16 protein-coding genes are annotated in these 17324 nt (G+C 57.7%); 8 read left to right on the plus strand and 8 right to left on the minus strand.

What is annotated here, in order from left to right:
* Window positions 1–90 precede the first annotated feature (90 nt).
* The 5 genes from PZA18_RS02965 to PZA18_RS02985 form a co-directional block, all read right to left on the minus strand.
* The gene (locus tag PZA18_RS02965) at window positions 91–1611 is read right to left on the minus strand and encodes a serine hydrolase (protein ID WP_284099297.1); all 1521 of its coding nucleotides are present in this window, start codon (window positions 1609–1611) and stop codon (window positions 91–93) included.
* A 413-nt stretch (window positions 1612–2024) separates the two neighbouring features.
* Window positions 2025–3083, minus strand: coding sequence for a PA0069 family radical SAM protein (locus tag PZA18_RS02970; RefSeq protein ID WP_284099298.1), 1059 nt, complete (start codon window positions 3081–3083; stop codon window positions 2025–2027).
* A 387-nt stretch (window positions 3084–3470) separates the two neighbouring features.
* Window positions 3471–3785, minus strand: coding sequence for a hypothetical protein (locus tag PZA18_RS02975; protein ID WP_284099299.1), 315 nt, complete (start codon window positions 3783–3785; stop codon window positions 3471–3473).
* Between the two features lie 297 nt (window positions 3786–4082).
* Window positions 4083–5387, minus strand: a complete 1305-nt coding sequence (locus tag PZA18_RS02980; protein ID WP_284099300.1) for a NupC/NupG family nucleoside CNT transporter — start codon at window positions 5385–5387, stop codon at window positions 4083–4085.
* Window positions 5388–5684: 297 nt separating this feature from the next.
* Window positions 5685–6230, minus strand: a complete 546-nt coding sequence (locus PZA18_RS02985) for a YaeQ family protein (RefSeq protein ID WP_284099301.1) — start codon at window positions 6228–6230, stop codon at window positions 5685–5687.
* Between the two features lie 124 nt (window positions 6231–6354).
* Between PZA18_RS02985 and arsC the strand changes: the two genes are divergently transcribed.
* The 4 genes from arsC to PZA18_RS03005 all read left to right on the plus strand — a co-directional run bounded on the left by arsC (window position 6355) and on the right by PZA18_RS03005 (window position 10297).
* The gene (arsC, locus tag PZA18_RS02990) at window positions 6355–6699 is read left to right on the plus strand and encodes an arsenate reductase (glutaredoxin) (protein WP_284099302.1); all 345 of its coding nucleotides are present in this window, start codon (window positions 6355–6357) and stop codon (window positions 6697–6699) included.
* 286 nt (window positions 6700–6985) lie between these two features.
* Window positions 6986–7696, plus strand: coding sequence for a hypothetical protein (locus PZA18_RS02995; RefSeq protein ID WP_284099303.1), 711 nt, complete (start codon window positions 6986–6988; stop codon window positions 7694–7696).
* 321 nt (window positions 7697–8017) lie between these two features.
* Window positions 8018–9316, plus strand: coding sequence for a sphingomyelin phosphodiesterase (locus PZA18_RS03000; protein ID WP_284099304.1), 1299 nt, complete (start codon window positions 8018–8020; stop codon window positions 9314–9316).
* 3 nt (window positions 9317–9319) lie between these two features.
* Entirely contained in the window at window positions 9320–10297 is a 978-nt protein-coding gene (locus PZA18_RS03005) for a lipase secretion chaperone (RefSeq protein WP_284099305.1), read from the plus strand.
* Here the strand turns inward: PZA18_RS03005 and PZA18_RS03010 are convergent.
* From PZA18_RS03010 to waaC, 3 genes are read right to left on the minus strand one after another with little or no spacing between them, the layout of a single operon-like run.
* The gene (locus PZA18_RS03010; protein WP_284099306.1) at window positions 10294–10953 is read right to left on the minus strand and encodes an HD domain-containing protein; all 660 of its coding nucleotides are present in this window, start codon (window positions 10951–10953) and stop codon (window positions 10294–10296) included. The genes PZA18_RS03005 and PZA18_RS03010 overlap by 4 nt on opposite strands.
* Before the next feature lie 10 nt (window positions 10954–10963).
* A complete protein-coding gene (waaA, locus tag PZA18_RS03015) occupies window positions 10964–12229 on the minus strand; it encodes a lipid IV(A) 3-deoxy-D-manno-octulosonic acid transferase (RefSeq protein WP_284099307.1) in 1266 nt (421 codons plus the stop codon).
* Complete coding sequence (gene waaC, locus PZA18_RS03020; protein ID WP_284099308.1) at window positions 12226–13182, minus strand: lipopolysaccharide heptosyltransferase I; 957 nt, start codon at window positions 13180–13182, stop codon at window positions 12226–12228. The genes waaA and waaC overlap by 4 nt, the downstream gene beginning before the upstream one ends.
* A gap of 178 nt (window positions 13183–13360) precedes the next feature.
* Between waaC and PZA18_RS03025 the strand changes: the two genes are divergently transcribed.
* The 4 genes from PZA18_RS03025 (at window position 13361) to murU (ending at window position 17138) form a co-directional block, all read left to right on the plus strand.
* Window positions 13361–14119: a glycosyltransferase family 2 protein gene (locus PZA18_RS03025; RefSeq protein WP_284099309.1), complete on the plus strand. Its 759-nt coding sequence runs from the start codon at window positions 13361–13363 to the stop codon at window positions 14117–14119.
* A complete protein-coding gene (locus tag PZA18_RS03030; protein WP_284099310.1) occupies window positions 14116–15114 on the plus strand; it encodes an NAD-dependent epimerase in 999 nt (332 codons plus the stop codon). The genes PZA18_RS03025 and PZA18_RS03030 overlap by 4 nt, the downstream gene beginning before the upstream one ends.
* A gap of 278 nt (window positions 15115–15392) precedes the next feature.
* Complete coding sequence (ltaE, locus tag PZA18_RS03035) at window positions 15393–16442, plus strand: low-specificity L-threonine aldolase (protein WP_284099311.1); 1050 nt, start codon at window positions 15393–15395, stop codon at window positions 16440–16442.
* A gap of 12 nt (window positions 16443–16454) precedes the next feature.
* The gene (gene murU, locus PZA18_RS03040; protein WP_284099312.1) at window positions 16455–17138 is read left to right on the plus strand and encodes an N-acetylmuramate alpha-1-phosphate uridylyltransferase MurU; all 684 of its coding nucleotides are present in this window, start codon (window positions 16455–16457) and stop codon (window positions 17136–17138) included.
* The last annotated feature ends 186 nt before the right edge of the window (window positions 17139–17324 follow it).

The following is a 17324-nucleotide window of genomic DNA, read 5'->3' on the forward strand; positions in this document are numbered from 1 at the left end:
GGGCTGGCTCTGAGCCCACCACCCCGAGCGAGTTCCGCCATCTAAGGGAATCCCGACCCCTCGCTCATTACCGATCCCGTTTTCCCCCGCCTACTGCCCGGCTTTCGCACTCCGGCGAAACACCCCTTGCCCAGTCGCGCTAAGGTTTTCGATGCTGACTTCACTGGCCTTGCCATCGGAGCCTATGGTGAAAGTCACCCCGGCTGGGCCGACAGCATTTTCACCGATGGTGTCATAGGTAAACGTATCGCGCTGATAGTGCCGTAACGGGTAAGCCACTTTCTGCTGGGCAAATGTCAGCACCAGCTGGCCGGCCTGTTCTGAAATCACCGCCTCACCAAACAGGGGATTATTGCCGTATCGGCCAATATAAGCGTCATTGGCCAGTGGCGGGGTGGTCACCGTCGGGGGCTTGCTGAAATCACTGACTGGCAACAGACCAATGGCAGACCCTTGTGAAAACACCTGCCGGAACAGGGCCAGCCAGTCTTGTGTCGGCTTACCATAGAGGGTGGTATCGACAAAGTTCTGCGCCAGCCCTTCAGCCACCCCGACCGGTGGGACATTGGTCAGCACGATCACCCCCAGCTGCTCGGAAGGCAACAGAATGACGCGGGTGCTGGCCCCCATGGCAAAGCCACCGGAATGCGACAGCCGTAGTCGGCCAGCTTCATCGTAATTCACGCCCCAACCTAGCCCGTAGAAATTCGGGAGGCCGGTGCCGTGACCAAAGCCAGTCAGCATATGCGGGTGATGTGTCTCGTCCAGCGATGGGTTCTTGCCGGCCTGCGCCAGCTGGTACAGCATCCACTTGCTCAGATCGCTGACCGACGCGCTGACGCCACCAGCAGGTGATTGCGCATCCGGATTGCGCTGAACGGTATGCACCCATTTGTCGCCTTGCCGAACATGGCCAAGCGCCTTGTCGGCTTTGGCCATGAAGTCACTGAAGCGGGAGCTGGCTGTCCACATGCCCAGCGGCTTGTATAGCTTCTGTTCGCTGGCTGTCGCCCAGTCCAGGCCATAAGCCCGCGCGGCGGCCACCCCGGCAGCCGTCAGGCCGAAGTTGGTATAGGCATAGGTACTGCGAAAACTGCTGACCGCTTTTTGGTAACGCAGGCGATGAATGACCTCAGCCCCGTCATAGCCTAGGTCTTCGATCGCATCGCCAGCATGCGCGGGCAGACCACTACGGTGGGAATACATATCGCGCACGGTGATTTCGCGTGTAACCCACGGGTCTTGCAATGCAAAACCGGGGTCGAGCAGATTGAGCTTGCTATCCCAGCTGATCTTACCTTCGGCCACCAGGGCAGCCACCACGGTCGCCCCCACCGGCTTGGACAACGAGGCCAGCTGGAACACCGTATCGGTACTCACCAACCCGGCTTTACCTGCTTCACGCACTCCATAGCCTTTGGAATAGACCAGCCTGCCCTGATGGACCACGGCCACGGCCAGGCCCGGCACATTACCCGCTGTGATTTGCTGCTGGGCCTGTGTTGCCAGCTGGTTGATGGCTTGGGTCAGTTGCGCCGGGTTGATGCCCTGAGCGGCATGGACCGGCACCAGGCTGGCTGCCAGCAGGGCAGCACCAATCATGGGTTTCATCTTGTCTCCTGAGATTTGTTTTAGGCTCTGTTGACGTTTTGTTTCCGGTCGCGCCGGGCCGAGTTTTGGGGCAGGGTGAGTGAGGTTTAGCGAGCTAAATAAACGAACCCTAACGACACCATGCCCCAAAAATCGACCCGGCCCGGAGGGTTTCGCCGGATTTGGGCCTGCTGCCGCGTTGACTGCCAGGCTGTTGGCTTGCGATGCAAGCCTTGCAGCCTGTGCGCCCAGACGGGAAATCGCGTGGCTTATCACTAAGCGGCGCGCTTTTTGCCTTGCATCAGGCCCAAATCCGACGAAACGCGATCCTGAAATAAAACGTCAACAGAGCCTAGGGTGGTTTCAATCGCTGAGGTCAACGTGCGCCTTGCAACCCGACGCGCTACGGATGGCACAGATACGCTCTGTGCTGATCAGAATAGAGATAATTGCTCGGCCGCGCCCGGCGGCTTGAACTGGCTGCAATCCAGCACCAGCGAGGCTTGATCCAGCCCCAAACGCTTGCGCGCCAGTGCAAAGCGCTGCGCCAGCAACTCGGCAAAGATGCCTTCACCGCGCATGCGCTGTCCAAAGCCGGGGCGATAATCCTGACCACCGCGCATCTGCTGCACCAGACTCATGACATGGCTGGCCCGGTCGGGATAGTGCGTTTGTAGCCAGTCTCGAAACAAGCCCGCCACTTCCAGCGGCAGTCTCAGCAAGATATAGCTCACCGACTGCGCGCCAGCAGCGGCCACCGCAGAGAGAATGGCTTCCGCCTCATGGTCGGTCAGCGCCGGAATCACCGGTGCCACCAAAACCCCCACGGGAATCCCGGCTGCCCGTAACGCCGCGATCGCTTCCAGCCGGCGTGCCGGGGTACTGGCTCGGGGCTCCAGATGACGGGCCAGCGTCTTATCCAGGGTCGTCACCGATATCATGACTTTCACCAGCCGCCGTTCCGCCATGCGGGCCAGCACATCAATATCGCGCTCGACCAAGGCGTTTTTGGTAATCAGATAGGTGGGATGATGATGCTCATCCAGCACCTGCAGGATTTGTCGGGTCAGTTGCAGCTCGCGTTCAGCCGGCTGATAGGCATCGGTATTGGCACCAATGCAAACGGGCTCACAGACATAGCCGGGTTTGGCCAACTCTTTGCGCAAAAGCTCGGCAGCATTGGGTTTGGCGATGATCTGGGTCTCGAAGTCCAGACCCGGCGAATAGCCCCAGTAGGCGTGACTGGGCCGGGCATAGCAATATACACAGCCGTGTTCACAGCCCTGATAAGGATTGATGGATCGGGAAAACGGGATATCGGGTGAATTGTTGTAGCTGATCAGGGATTTGGCCGGTAAGGGGTGCAAAACCGTATGCAGCGGCGCGTCCGCCTCTCGCTGCCACCCGTCGTCCTCAGCGGTACGATGAATCGGCGTATAGCGATTATCCGGATTGGAGGTGGCCCCTCGGCCACGCTGCGGGGAAGACGACATGAACTGGGCTCGATTGACGTTTTGTGTTGGGTCACACCCGACAAGGCTGTTTCAGTATCGGCACCCAGACAGCCGCCATCCAGCCAAGCGCTGGCGCCAGCGATCCAGAAAATGAAACGTCAACAGAATCTGGGCGAGAGAAACCCCGGTAGTTTAAACCGGCCACCGGCAGATTCGTAGGCAGGTGGCCGCCCCGAGGAGACAGACCATTGGTCTGGTGGGCAGCACAAAGCTGATCTGGCAAGTATCGCTATGAACAGACAGCGCCATCGACGAAACCAAGCGATCGGTCTATACAACTTCCCGCTATCGCGCGATATTTCCCCGTCAGCCATCAGGTGGCCGAATGACCCGCTTCTGGCATTCAATTACCTGCAAACCGGCTATTCAATCGAGCCCTAAAACCGGCTGATTCGGCTGACGCCAGGTAACGGTTTTGATCCGTCCTTGCAACAGCCCTTCATCACGTAAATGTTCAAATACGGCAGCGGGGGGCCAGCCTGCGGGCGCATCCGCAAACAACAGCCCTAATGTCTGCAGTTTGCGCAATATGAATGCCAGATGCTCTTTTGATTCAAATGGCACATATACATCGCCCCCGCGCTCTCGCGCCGCATGCAGCCCCAGCAGCTGCTTGCGCACCAGGATCGACGTGCAGCGAATGCATATTTCCTTGCTGAGAATCGATTCGATGTAGTCCATCACCCAAGCCCGTATATGAATTAATGCCGCAAACAACAACTTCTTTGAATAATCCTCGCAACGATTTTGTCTTTATAGAACATGGTCGAATGAATAAGGCAAATAATTCAGCGAATTTCTTGGAAATCGGCAATAGCCAATTACACCGCCCACTTGGCCACGGCAGCCATTTTCAATCCAATACAATCACTCTGGCTAAAGCCTCCTGAATGGCAAACGCCAAAGCAAAAGAGCCTGCTAAAAAGCAGGCTCTTTTGTTTGATTCTGCCCGACGACAGGCAGTCCGGTAATCAGTGCTTAGTGGCTATACAGGAAAATATTCGCCATACAAGCCGTACACAAGCCAGCCAACACCGCCGCAAACAGGGCGCGCATGCCGATACCTGCCAGCGTACGCTGCTGGTTAGGGGCCATCGAACCAATACCGGCCACGCAAATCCCCACCGAGCCAAAGTTGGCAAACGATGCCAGGGCAAAGGTCGCAATCACCACCGAGCGGTCAGACAGCAGGTGCTGAGACTGCATACGCGCCAGATCAAGATAGGCCACAAACTCGTTGATAACGATCTTCTGACCCAGCAAAGAACCCACGTACAGCGACTCTTTCCAGTCCACGCCGATTGCAAAGGCAATCACGCGGAACACTTCGCCAAACAGGTATTGCAGCGACAGACCATCAAACGCACCGTTGGTGGACAGCTTGATCGCGTCGTTCATGCCACCGATTTCACCGATGACGTTGTGCAGGAAGGAGTTGCCCAAAGCAATCAGCGATACAAACGCCACCAGAATCGCTGCAATGATCACCGCCAGCTTGATACCGTCCGCCGTACCCTGCACCACCGCATTGATAAAGTGGCCATGGTGGCCTTGGTCATATTCGAACTTCTGGTCGGGCTGATTCTCACGCTCGGTCTCCGGCAACATCATCTTGGCAAAGATGATCGCAGCAGGGGCGTTCAAGATGCTCGACAACAGCAGATAGGAAGCAAAGCGTGCTTGGGCAGCCGGGTCAGATCCACCCAGAAAAGTGACATAAGCCGCCAGAACCGAACCGGACAGGTGTGCCAAGCCACCGGTCATCATGGTCATCAGCTCGGAACGGCTCATGTTCTTGATGAACGGCTTGACCAGCAACGGTGCCTCGGTCTGACCCAGGAAAATGTTACCCGCCACAGCCAGGCTCTCGGCACCGGTCAGGCGCATGGTGCGCTTCATCACCCAGGCGAACACCACCACGATGCGTTGCAGAATGCCGAAGTGGTAGAGCAGTGCGGTAAATGCCGAGAAGAAGATGATGATGGGCAGAACGTTGAATGCAAAGATGAAGCCCAGCTTGCCGCCTGGCGAAGCCAGATCCGAGCCGAACACGAAGGTCGCCCCTTCACGCGCAAAGCTCAGCAACTTTACAAAACCCATGCTGATACTGCTGAAACCCGCGGTAATTGCCGGCACGTAATGTACCAACAGACACAGAACCACTTGCAGCAGGAAGCCGAAACCTACCAGCCGCCAGTTGATGGCGCGGCGATTGGCCGAGAACACCCAGGCCAATGACAGCAGGCAAACCATGCCGAATAAAGATTGGATGATACTGGCCATGACGAGCGCCCCGAAAATTGTAAAGCGGCGGATTCTAAGGATTTGCCGTGAATAAGCAACATGACATTTCAAAGACACGCTGATTACAGCTGCAAGAACCTCAGCCAAAACCGCCTTTTCGGCAAATATACGACAGCAATCCTGACGGCAAATGCATCATAAGCTGTTGATTGCTATCAAATTTGCAACAACTTCAGGGTTACATAGCAGAATTTGCAGATTTTTGCCGGCGCAAAGTGCTTTTCACGCAACAAACTGTTCTTTTTCTTGAGAAAAATCGCCAGATTCGGAAAGGCCCTAGTTGCTGCGCTGCAAAAATTCAGGTTTTAACTCTAATTGTTGCTGACCATCACTCAATTGAATGCTGCCTTCCAGTATCGTGCAGTCCAATTTCATCGTCCGGGCCGTCAGACCATCCAGCGCCGCCATCGTTTCACTCGGGATGTTGACGATGGTCAGGTTGTCGAGTTTGGCGGCAGCGCTCTGCATTTTCTTCCACCACGGGTCAACCGATCGACCACCGTAGGTATACAACCACACTTGGTCGGCCCGGGCACTGGCCTTGCGCAGGTCACGCTCGTCGGGCTGCCCGAGTTCTACCCATAAGCTGATGCGGCCATCCGGTTGCACCAGCCACAGATCGGGCTCGTCATCGGCACTCACACCACGGCCAAATTTCAAGTCAGGATCGGCATGGCAGGCAAATGCCAGCACACGCAGCATCATGCGTGCAGTGGTCTCGGAGGGGTGGCAGGCAATGGTCAGGTTATGCTGGCCATAGTAGCCGCGGTCGATATCGGCAACACCGAGATCCGCTTTGTAGATGGTGGCAGAAAGAGCCATGGTCGAACCTGTCGTCTCGTCATTTCCGGGGGCGCCGGCTTGCTCTGGCCGGCAGGGAGCGCGATTCTACGCGCCTTGTCGCCATACTGGCGGCCCAATTCCTGCTTTTTTGCCGAGGCGCATCATGATTCTTTATCACAATCCCCGCTGTTCGAAATCACGCGAAGCCTTGCAGCTACTGGCGCAACACGGTTTGGCGCCGCAGATTATCGAGTATCTGCAGACCCCGCCCGATGCCGCCACACTTGAGCGTTTATTACAACAGCTGGGGTTTTCCGACCCGCGCCAGTTGATGCGTCAGAAGGAGGATGTCTATCAGGAAATGCAGTTGGACAACCCCGATCTTAGCCATGCCGCGCTGATTGACGCGATGGTGACCTGCCCCCGGCTGATCGAACGCCCGATTCTGGTGGCAGGAGAACGCGCCATGATTGGCCGACCACCCGAGCGGCTGCTGGCGCTGCTATGAACACGATGACCATGCGCGGTTGAGCTTGGGTGCACCGAACAGGGCTGCACGACCACGGTTTTGCGGCAAGACACACCACCGCCAGCAAAACCGCCGATCTTGGACCAAACTGGAAAGGCGAGGATGGTCCCGCGCGCTATTCTGGGGCATCAGCTTTTCAAGCGATGCGATCCCATAGCCCAGGCATGCGAGCCCGTCCCAGTCTCAACAGGATGTAGCGGTCACACGGTTGCCGGCAGGGTAGCGCACGGTCAGGACCGCATCCTACCCATAAGAGGAAGTCACTGTGCCCTACTCCCTGCGCCCTTTGCTTCTGGCCGTTCTGCTGGCGGGTTCCGCCTCCGCAGCGACCACCCCCTCTGACAAACTGGACCCCATCACCGTGATCCGGGTACATGACCCGGCCTTCATGCCCTATGAAAAGGTCTACGCCCTGGCCAGCATTCTGCGCCAGTCGCCATTCAAGCAAGTGCAGACCCGCTTTCGTCTGATGTCGATGCGCCCTGGCGACGATATGAAGAATGTCAATCTGGCGCTGTTCAGCAAGTCGATTGATCTACCGATCAATGTCGGCCCGGATGGCTACTTCGACGCCCCCCTAGACCCTCGCGCCCTGGCGGAAGAGGCCGAATTCGTCACCGCACGCCCTGTAGGCACTTTGCGTTGGCTGTTTTATTTGCTGCTGACGCCGAGCACCAGCAATACCTACACGCTCAGCCACTTGCGCGCCGCCGCCAGCGAGGCCGATGAAGCGGTCAAGCTGCTGCCGTGGTGGGCTCGCCTGCGCCTTGCCTTCAAATCCACCGATGGCGTGGTCTTTGAGTTTCCCGACAACAGCAATGGCTCGGTGCTGGTCGAAGATCCGAAGGGCAGTAGCACCCGACTGGTCGCCCAGGAAGGCAAGGTCAAACTCAGCTTCCGTCAATTCGACCAGCTCAAGGAAGCCAAGATCACGCCAAACCCTCGCCCCGTCGCCATCCATCCGGACATGAACTGACCGTCGCCACCACGACGGGTCAATTCCACCCCTCGCTGCGTGGCCACCCATGTCAGGCCGGCCACGCTGCCTCCCTTCTCCTGATGCTCCCTGCTGAGTTCTATAGCGTTTTGCCATCCTGATCTGGCAAGGATTGATGCGCCACCGGCCCTGTCACGCCCCGTCATTTTTTGGTAACAAAAATCAAAAACTAGAATTTGCAATAACACTGTTTTATGTTTCCTCTAGTGCGGCATGCTGTCGCACTACACAACAAATGATCCGCCAGCACCTGGGCATATCCGTGCTTATGCGGCAGATCACCATCGGAGAGACCTCATCATGCAAAGCATCCGCAGCCTGTTGGCGCTGGGGACGGTACTGCTCGCGCAGTCCGCCTTGGCAGAGAGTTACGTCTACGTCACCAACGACACCCCGCAAACCGTTTATCTGAACACCGCCCAGAAAGGTGACAAGCAACTGTCCGCTGGCACGCATTGGGGCCAGTACGTCAGCGAAATCCCGGCCTACGCCACACGAAAAGTGCTCTGGATGAACCGCGACCAGGGCATCACCAATGGCAAGTACTTCCAGTTTGAAACCACGGTCCGCCAGGGCAATAGCCAGGTTGTGCTACAGCAGCAGCTCAAGGGCAACCTGGTTGGCAGCTCGATCTGGCATTCGGCCCGCGCAACGGAATTCGCTCACCCCTGGTATGGCGACCGGGACATTCACAACGCTGAAACCCGCTATAACAACGCCCTGACCGCCGTTTCGTACAAGGCGAAGTTCACCGGCGGCTATGACGACTTCCATTATGTAATTCATGCGCAACCCAAGCAGGAGGTTGCCTCCGCAGCGAATGAATTCAAAGTTCTAAGCTGGAATATCTGGGGGGTGATCGGCTCCAAGCAGATCTGTGATCGCTGGGCGGAAGTGCCCACTTTCACACGCAATTACGATGCCGTGGTGTTCTCTGAAGCATTCGACAATAGCTGCCGCGACAAGCTCAGGGCCCGTCTGCAGGCAGAATTTCCGTATCAGACCCAGATCGTCGATAAAGCCAATATCTATGAAGATGGAGGGGTGTTCATTGCCAGCCGCTGGCCGATCTCACAAGAAGCGCAAACCGTCTACAGCGAATGTGCCGGCGCAGATTGCCTGGCCAACAAAGGGGCGGCCTATGTCGAGATCCTCAAGCATGGCCGGGCCTATCACCTCGCCGGCACGCATACCCAAGCCTGGAATTCGGCCAGTCAACGCGCCGTTCGACTCAACCAGATCGCCACGCTCAAGCGCTTTGTCGATGGTTTCTCGCCCGCCACCCATGAGGCTTTGCTCTATGCGGGCGATCTGAATGTCGATATGTATGCCACTGCCGAAGACTATCAACAGATGCTGGGCATCCTCAACGCGCACAAACCCGCCAGCTATGGCCCCACTTACACTTATGACCCAAGCCTGAATAGCCTTGGATCAGAGGGACGCGAATATCTGGACTATGTGTTGGTTTCGAATCGCCATCGCCAGCCCGGCCGTAGCGAGAACGAGGTCATGGTGTATCGCTCTCTGGCCCCTGCAGTCTGGGATCTGCGCGATCTGTCCGACCATTTCGCGGTTGCTGGTCGTTTCACGTTTTAAACCATGAAGCGCAACGCCCAAGTGCTGCTGGCAAGCAGCCTCGTCGCGGCGCTAGGGCTGGTCGGCTGGAACTGGCTGGAGGCCAGCCCTCCAGCTGACTGGCCGACTCGGCCAGCCACTGTCAGCCCCCAAAACCAGTCTGGGGCTTCGCCTCCGGCCGCTTCAGCCGTTAGTCCCTCCCGGCAAACCGCCACCGATCCTGAGGACTGGGGCAGCCCGGCCTATCGGCAAACTCAGTTGCAATCCGTCCTGGCGGGCAAGCGCTCTTTGCTGCCGGTGCTCCGAGAAGCCGAGATCACCTGCCGTTTTGATGCGCATTGTGCGGGCTGGCCCAATGCCGACATCGCCCGATTACCGGCGGCAGAAGCCGTGCGCCTGCAAAAAGCGCTGGCTGCACGATCCGCCATCGAACAAAAGCTGGCCGAACTGGTGCAACGCACCGACCGGCCGCTAGCAGCTCGACTGGCGGCGATCAGTACCGCTCGGCGCAGTGTGGCAGGCGAGGAAGTGGCGCAGTTACTGTATGGCGAAGAGGAAGCACAGATCCGCTTTACGGCGGCGGCCCGCCAGTTTGTAGCAACCGAGGCTGCAAAGCTCAGCCAGAAACAACGGCAGGAGCAACTCGACACATTGCGGCGCCAGCACTACGGCCCCTACTTCGACCAGCTCTATCGCAATGAAAGCAGCGAGGACCGGCTGTACTGGTCATTGAAAGTGGCAGAAGCCGGGGTTAGTAGCGAGGAAAAGGCTGCCTTGCGCTTTCAGATGCGCCGGGACTATCTGGGCGACGCCATGGCCCAAACGCTGGCCAGACAGGATGCCAACGACCGCAGTCATGCGGAAAAGATGGCGGGTTATCAAAGAGACCGGGCCGCCCTGCTAGCTGAGTTACGCCAGCGAGGGGACCTGGACTCAGACCGCCAATTGGCCGCCGAGCTGGAAACCCGACTGGAGGCGCTACGTAAACGTTGGTTTGGTTAGATGCCCATACGATACAAAGCCCCGCGACGCAGACTGGTGATTTCCGCAGTCAGATTACGCCGGGCGGAGGCTTCCAGCGCTTGCCGCATTGGCGGATGGTGATAGAGCGAGGGTTGTGCCAAAAAGCTTTCCAGAATGCGGCGCCGGCCGCGTCGATAGAAAAAGCTCGGCACCCAGCGGTACTCAGCCCGAACCTGGCGACTGTATTCGGCATAGCGCTCGGTACTAGCACCGAGTATGGCCAGATCAATGTCGATCAGCAGGGACTGATCGGTGGTCGATGGCGGCGCGGCATGACGAGTCACCCATATCAACGCCTCAATGCGCTGGCAGGCGGGAAATGCGACGCCGACTCCTCGTAGCTGGGTAATGGCCAGTGCGGCACTGGCAGCCTCGTTGTCACCATGACGTTGGTAAATGGCGTCGTGATACCACAAGGCCAGCGCCACTTCTGGCCAGTGTTCGCAAGCTGCTTGCACTTGGCTGAAATGGGCGAAGCACTCTGCCAGATGCTGACGGGTATGATAGTGCCGGTGGGGCTCGTCATATCGGGCCAGCAGCGACGGTAAATAACCGCTTGAGGGTTCGGTGCCCAATGCCTGCCAGGCAGGCAACCAGAACCGGTTCAGGGCGGAAGTCAGATCAATCGAGGCCATACCATCCCTTTTAGCGACGTGGCGCCAACAGCGCCAGTACGCGAGCCAGCGCACCGCGATGATGCCCGATCAGCACACGTCCTGCCCCGCCCATGGCTTGCCGCTGCGGTAAATCCCCCAGCAGCTCCGTCACCTGCTGCATCAACTGGTCCGCATCGTCCACCTGCCGGGCGGCGCCACAGGCCAGCGCATCTTGCGCCGCCACAGCAAAATTGAAGGTAGACGGGCCCAGCAATACCGGCACGCCCAGTGCGCACGGCTCAATCAGGCTATGGCTGCCTAACGGCACCAGGCTCCCCCCTACAAAGGCCAGATCGGCCGCCGCATAGTAGGCATACAGCTCACCCATGCTATCCCCTAGCAGGATCTGCACATCGGCCGCCAAGGCTCCCGCCAGCGTACTACGACGCTGCCAGCGCCAGCCATCACGATCCAGCAGGGCAGCCACTTCATCAAACCGCTGCGGATGTCGCGGCACGATGACCGTCAAGGTGCCTGCCGGCATCTTGGCCGTCTGCAGCGCCCGCAGCAGCAAGGCCTCTTCTTCTTCACGGGTACTTGCGCAGACCCAGACGGGCCGTTTCTCGCCCCATTGCTGGCGCAACTGTCGCCCTTGCGCAATCTGGGCAGTTGGTGGATCGATTTCATACTTGAGGTTGCCGCAAACATGGAGCCCCTGACGGCGGCCCATCAGGCGCGCCAATCTGTCAGCATCCGCCTCGCTGGCAGCGGCGATACCTGCCAGCCGGCACAGGGCCGGTCGTATCAGGGCGGTGATCCGTTGGTAGCCACGCAGTGATTTCTCGGACAGCCGCGCATTGACTAGATAGAGCGGGATCGCGGCATCGGCGGCAGCATGGATCAGATTCGGCCATAGCTCGGTTTCCATGATCACGCCGAGGCGCGGCTGGTAGTGGCGTAAAAAGCGTTTGACGGCATCCGGCTGGTCATAGGGTAGATAAGCCAGATCCACTGAGTCGCCAAACAGCTGCCCAGCGGTTTCGCGCCCCGTTGGCGTCATCTGGGTCAGCAGAATGCGGCAGTCCGGATAACGTTCAGCCAATGCCTGCAACAGTGGCGCCGCTGCACGGGTTTCCCCGACTGAGACCGCATGCAACCAGATCACCGGGCGGGTCGGCCTGGCCCCGTAGAAGCCAAAGCGTTCGGCGATGTTTGCGCGATAGGCCGGCTGACGCCGGCCCCGCCACCACAGATGAAACAACAGCAGCGGTGTGAGCAACCAACTCAGCAGACTGTAAAGACAGCGTGCGATCAAGACAGCACCCGCGAGGCTTCGGCAATAACCTGCTCGGCCGTAGGAGGGACGCCGATCTTGCCAAGATTGATGGCGAAGCTGTCAGCCAGCACTCCGGTACGAGCCGGGTCAGATGCGCAGTAGATAGCCAGGGTCGGTATCGCAAGTGCCGCCGCAAGATGCACCAGACCGGTGTCCACACCAACAACCAGTCGCGCATCGGCCAGCAACCTTGCCGCATGCCCCAACGATAACCGGGGAGGCACCACGGCATTCGGTAGCGCTGATGCAATCCGTTCGGCTCGCTGTTGCTCGGTCACGTTCCCCCAAGGCAGGATGGCACGCACCCCACGGGAGTTCATCCAGCGCCCCAGCTCCAGCCACTGTGGTTCGGACCAGAGCTTGTCATCCCGACTGGTGGCTGTCAGCAGAACAGCATAGGGCCCATCAGGCCGCCAAGGTAGATCGCAGACCGGCGCTTGCAGACCATAATCCAGACGAGGCAAAGGCTTGTAGCCCAATGCTTTCGCTGTCAGCTGGCGATAGCGCTCGACCGCATTGATGTCCCAGGGCACCTCGTACACCTTCTGATAAAACAGGCTGGCCAGGGCTTCGCGGCTGCTTGCCCGGTCATAACCACAGGAAGGTGCCTTGGTCAGCTTGGCCAGTAACGCACTCTTGAGCAAGCCCTGGGAGTCAATGACCAAATCGTAATGCTCCGCTCGCAAAGTACTGACAAGAGCGCGCATCTCCGCCCGAGAACTTGGCGTCAGCAGGCTTTTACGCCAGCGACGCAAGGCAAATGGAAACACCCGTGTGACAGCCGGGTGCAACAGGGGTAACTCGGCAAAGCCTTCTTCAACCACCCAGTGCAGCTCGACTTGCGGCAAGTGCTGTGCCAGATCGGTCACAGCGGGCATGTTATGAATAATGTCGCCCATCGATGACAGGCGTAACAGCAGGATTTTTCGCATAGCCCAATTGTACTCTGCCGTTTCCTCCCAAGCCTTCATGCTGATACAACTGTTTACAACGTCAGTCGTGGGATTTTCAAAAGCCCCTGCTAAAATGTCGGTCGCGCCGCTTTGCCGGCGTTTTGCATATCTGGACGCCGCCATGAAAGGCGCCCTCTACACAACGGTACCCGGGCCCATGCCTCCAATCAGTCTTGTCATCATTACCCAGAACGCGGCCGCCTCGTTGTCGGCATGCGTCCACTCTGCCCGCGCGCTGGTTGATGAGGTAGTAGTGGTGGATTCGGGTAGTAACGATGGCACGCCGATGTTGGCGCAATCCTTGGGGGCCAGGGTCATTGCACAAGACTGGCTGGGCTTTGGTCCGCAGAAACGCTTTGCGGTAGCGGCGGCCCGCCACGATTGGGTACTCTGTCTGGATGCCGACGAGCAACTGACGCCCAAGCTGGCCGCCGCCATCCAGGCAGAATTGGCAGAGCCCTGCCATCATGCTTACCGTCTGGCCCGACGCAATCGCTTCATGGGGCGCTATCTTCGACATGGTGAGGGCTATCCTGACTGGTGCTTGCGCCTGTTTGACCGGCGCCATGCCAACTGGAGCGAAGATTTGGTACACGAAGCCGTACAGACACAAACCACGGTGGGCACCTTGAACGGTGACCTCCTACACGACTCGGCCGAAGATCTTGCCAGTTATCTTGACAAGCAAAATCGTTATACCAGCCTGCAAGCGGCCGAGCTGGCCAGCCGAGGTAAAACTGCCGGTCTGGCAAGGCTGGTATTAAGCCCTCTGGCGCGCTTCTTCAAATTTTATCTGGTCCGACGTGGATTTCTCGACGGCCTGCCAGGGCTGGTGCATATCTGCATCGGCTGCTTTAACGGCTTTATCAAATACGCCAAGCTGCGCGAATTGTCGCGGCAGAAAGGCCAAGTATGAAGATTCTGGTAACCGGCGCTGCTGGTTTCATTGGCCTGCACTTATGCCGCGCCCTGCTGGCTCGCGGGGATGAGGTAGTCGGTATCGACAACCTCAATGATTATTATGACGTCGCGCTCAAACAAGCCCGGCTCGACCAGCTACACCCGCTAAGAGGCTTTCGCTTTCAACGACTGGATGTCGCAGATGCAAACCAGATGCTCGCATTGTTTGCCGCAGAGCACTTTGACGCTGTCGTGCATCTGGCTGCACAGGCGGGTGTACGCTACTCGCTACAGAATCCACATTCCTACACGCAGGCCAATCTGGTAGGAATGACCAGCTTGCTGGAGGCTTGCCGGCACCATCCTCTCAAACATCTGGTGTTTGCCAGCTCATCCAGTGTTTACGGTCGTAACGCCAAGGTTCCGTTCAAGGAAACCGACCCGGTTGATCACCCAGTCAGCTTTTATGCCGCTACCAAGCGAGCCAATGAGTTGATGGCACATAGCTATGCCCATCTCTACGGACTACCGACCACGGTGCTGCGCTTCTTTACGGTTTATGGCCCGTGGGGCCGGCCAGACATGGCGCCTTGGATCTTCAGCAAAGCAATTCTGGCCGGTGAACCCATCCAGGTCTTCAACCATGGCAACCTGTTGCGCGATTTCACCTATGTCGATGATATTGTTGGGGGGGTGCTTGGTACGCTGGATGCGCCACCCACTGCAGAGGAAAGCGATGGCACGCGAGCAGACATGAGCTTTGCTCCCTATCGCATCATGAATATCGGCAATCACCAGCCCGTTCGCCTAACTGATTTCATCAGCACACTGGAGACTGCACTCGGCGTTCCGGCCATCAAGCAGTATTTGCCCATGCAAGCCGGGGATGTTCCCGCCACCTGCGCAGATACCACTGCTTTGACACAATTGACGGGCTTTTCCCCCTCAACGCCTCTGGCCCTCGGCCTGGAGCAATGGGTGAAGTGGTACCGGCACTATCATCAACTGTAAGTTGGCATCGTGGGCTCGCTGCGTTACAGCCTGCCATTCCGGCCAAGCTAAATGCGGGATTCTCCCCTCTGGTAAACGAGCCAGCCCTTTTGCTAAGTTGCCAGTAGGTGCTTGGCAGGTACGCACTCCCCGCTATTTGGGGGTAGGCAGCATCACTTCCAGTCGAGCGTGCATCTCTCAACCCGTCTCGACTTTTTCGCCGTGAAAGGTGGGCTTCCAGCGTACGCCAATCGTGCCTCGCACTACTTTGCCCTTACCTCTAGAAACTGGAATTCTTCATGAGCTATCCCCTCAGCAATCAAGAACTCGTACACACTCCTCTCAATGGACTGGACTTTCGCTCAGACACCGTTACCCGACCAGGCCAGGCCATGCGTGCAGCGATGGCTACCGCAGAAGTTGGCGACGATGTTTTCGGCGATGACCCAACCGTCAACGCGTTGGAAGCTGAAGTAGCAGAAATGCTGGGGTTTGAGGCTGCGGTATTTGCCGCGACCGGCACACAATCCAATTTACTGGGCCTGCTCACTCACTGTCAGCGCGGAGACGAATACATCGTTGGTCAAGATGCACATACGTATAAATTTGAGGCCGGTGGGGCTGCCGTATTGGGCAGCATTCAACCTCAACCGCTCGATAACGCGCCGGACGGTAGTATCCCTCTGGCAAAAATTGAAGCCGCGATCAAACCCGATGATGCACATTTTGCACGCAGTCGGCTTCTCGCCCTTGAAAACACTATTGGGGGAAAAGTGCTACCCGCCAGCTACATCGCAGAAGCACAGGCACTAGCCCGCAGAAGAGGGCTGGCACTGCACCTGGATGGTGCCCGACTATGGAATGCCGCAGTCGCCCAAGGTGTTTCGCCAGCGGCCATTGCGCAGGGCTTTGACACGGTTTCGGTCTGTCTCTCTAAAGGTCTGGGCGCTCCCGTTGGCTCGGTGTTACTCGGGAGTCGCGAAGCAATCAAGTCGGCGCGTCGCTGGAGGAAAATGCTGGGGGGAACCATGCGCCAAGTTGGAATTATTGCAGCGGCAGGCCGTTACGCCATCCGCCATCACATTGATCGACTTGCAGAGGACCACGCCAACGCACAACGGTTAGCCGATGGCTTGTCCCAGCTGCCAGGCCTAACTGTTACCTCGCCACAGACCAATATTGTTTTTGTCAGCGTTGAACCGACGATTGCGGAACGTTTTGCCGATCATTTACGAGCGCATGGTGTTTTGATCACCGGCACATGCAACCAACGTTGGGTGACGCATCTGGATGTCAACGCCGAGAGCATTACTCGCGCACTGAATATTGCGCAGAAATTCTTCATTTAAGGTTTTCCGGTGATGAAAGCGATGATTCTTGCAGCCGGCCGCGGCGAACGGATGCGGCCACTCACAGATACCACACCTAAGCCTTTGTTACCACTGAAAGGCAAACCACTAATCGTTTGGCATCTTGAGCGCTTGTCTGACGCCGGAGTCACCGAAGTCATCATCAACCATGCTTGGCTTGGCTCCCAGATAGAGGCGACCTTAGGGGATGGTCAGAGATGGGGGATAGCTATCCGCTACTCTGCCGAAGGTTATGCTCGCGAAACTGCGGGTGGTATTGCCTTGGTACGTGATTGGCTTGGAAATGCCCCATTTCTATTACTGAGTGGGGATATTTACACGGATTACCCACTCGGAAGCTTGATAGCGCAAGCGCCTCAGCTAATGGCCAATCCAGAGGTGCTTGCCCATTTAGTCATGGTCAATAACCCAGACTACCACCCATTAGGCGACTTTGGCCTGATAAATGGCTATATCAATCCCAACCTTGAACCTCGCTACACATACGGCAACTTGGCGCTAATGCGTATTCAGTTGGTTGAGAAGGTGCGGGCCGGAGAAGTAGCCAAACTAGGCCCGTTGCTGGTTGAAGCCGGGGAGAAGGGGGGAGTGAGCGGGGAATATTTTGGGGGAAGGTGGTTCAACTTGGGAACACCATCGGATCTGTCACTCGCGGAGGCGGTGATCATGGGTTAATAACCCAGATTTGCTTGAGGGGTTAGAGGCTATTAGTGGGGATTGCCGTGGAGGAGTATAAAGCAAAGCGCCCCGACCATCAGAGGAGGGGGCGCTTTATAAGGGGAGCCTGGCGGTGACCTACTTTCACACGGGAATCCGCACTATCATCGGCGCAGAGGCGTTTCACGGTCCTGTTCGGAATGG

The sequence above is a fragment of the Parachitinimonas caeni genome (assembly GCF_030129945.1).
GTDB lineage: Bacteria > Pseudomonadota > Gammaproteobacteria > Burkholderiales > Chitinimonadaceae > Parachitinimonas > Parachitinimonas caeni.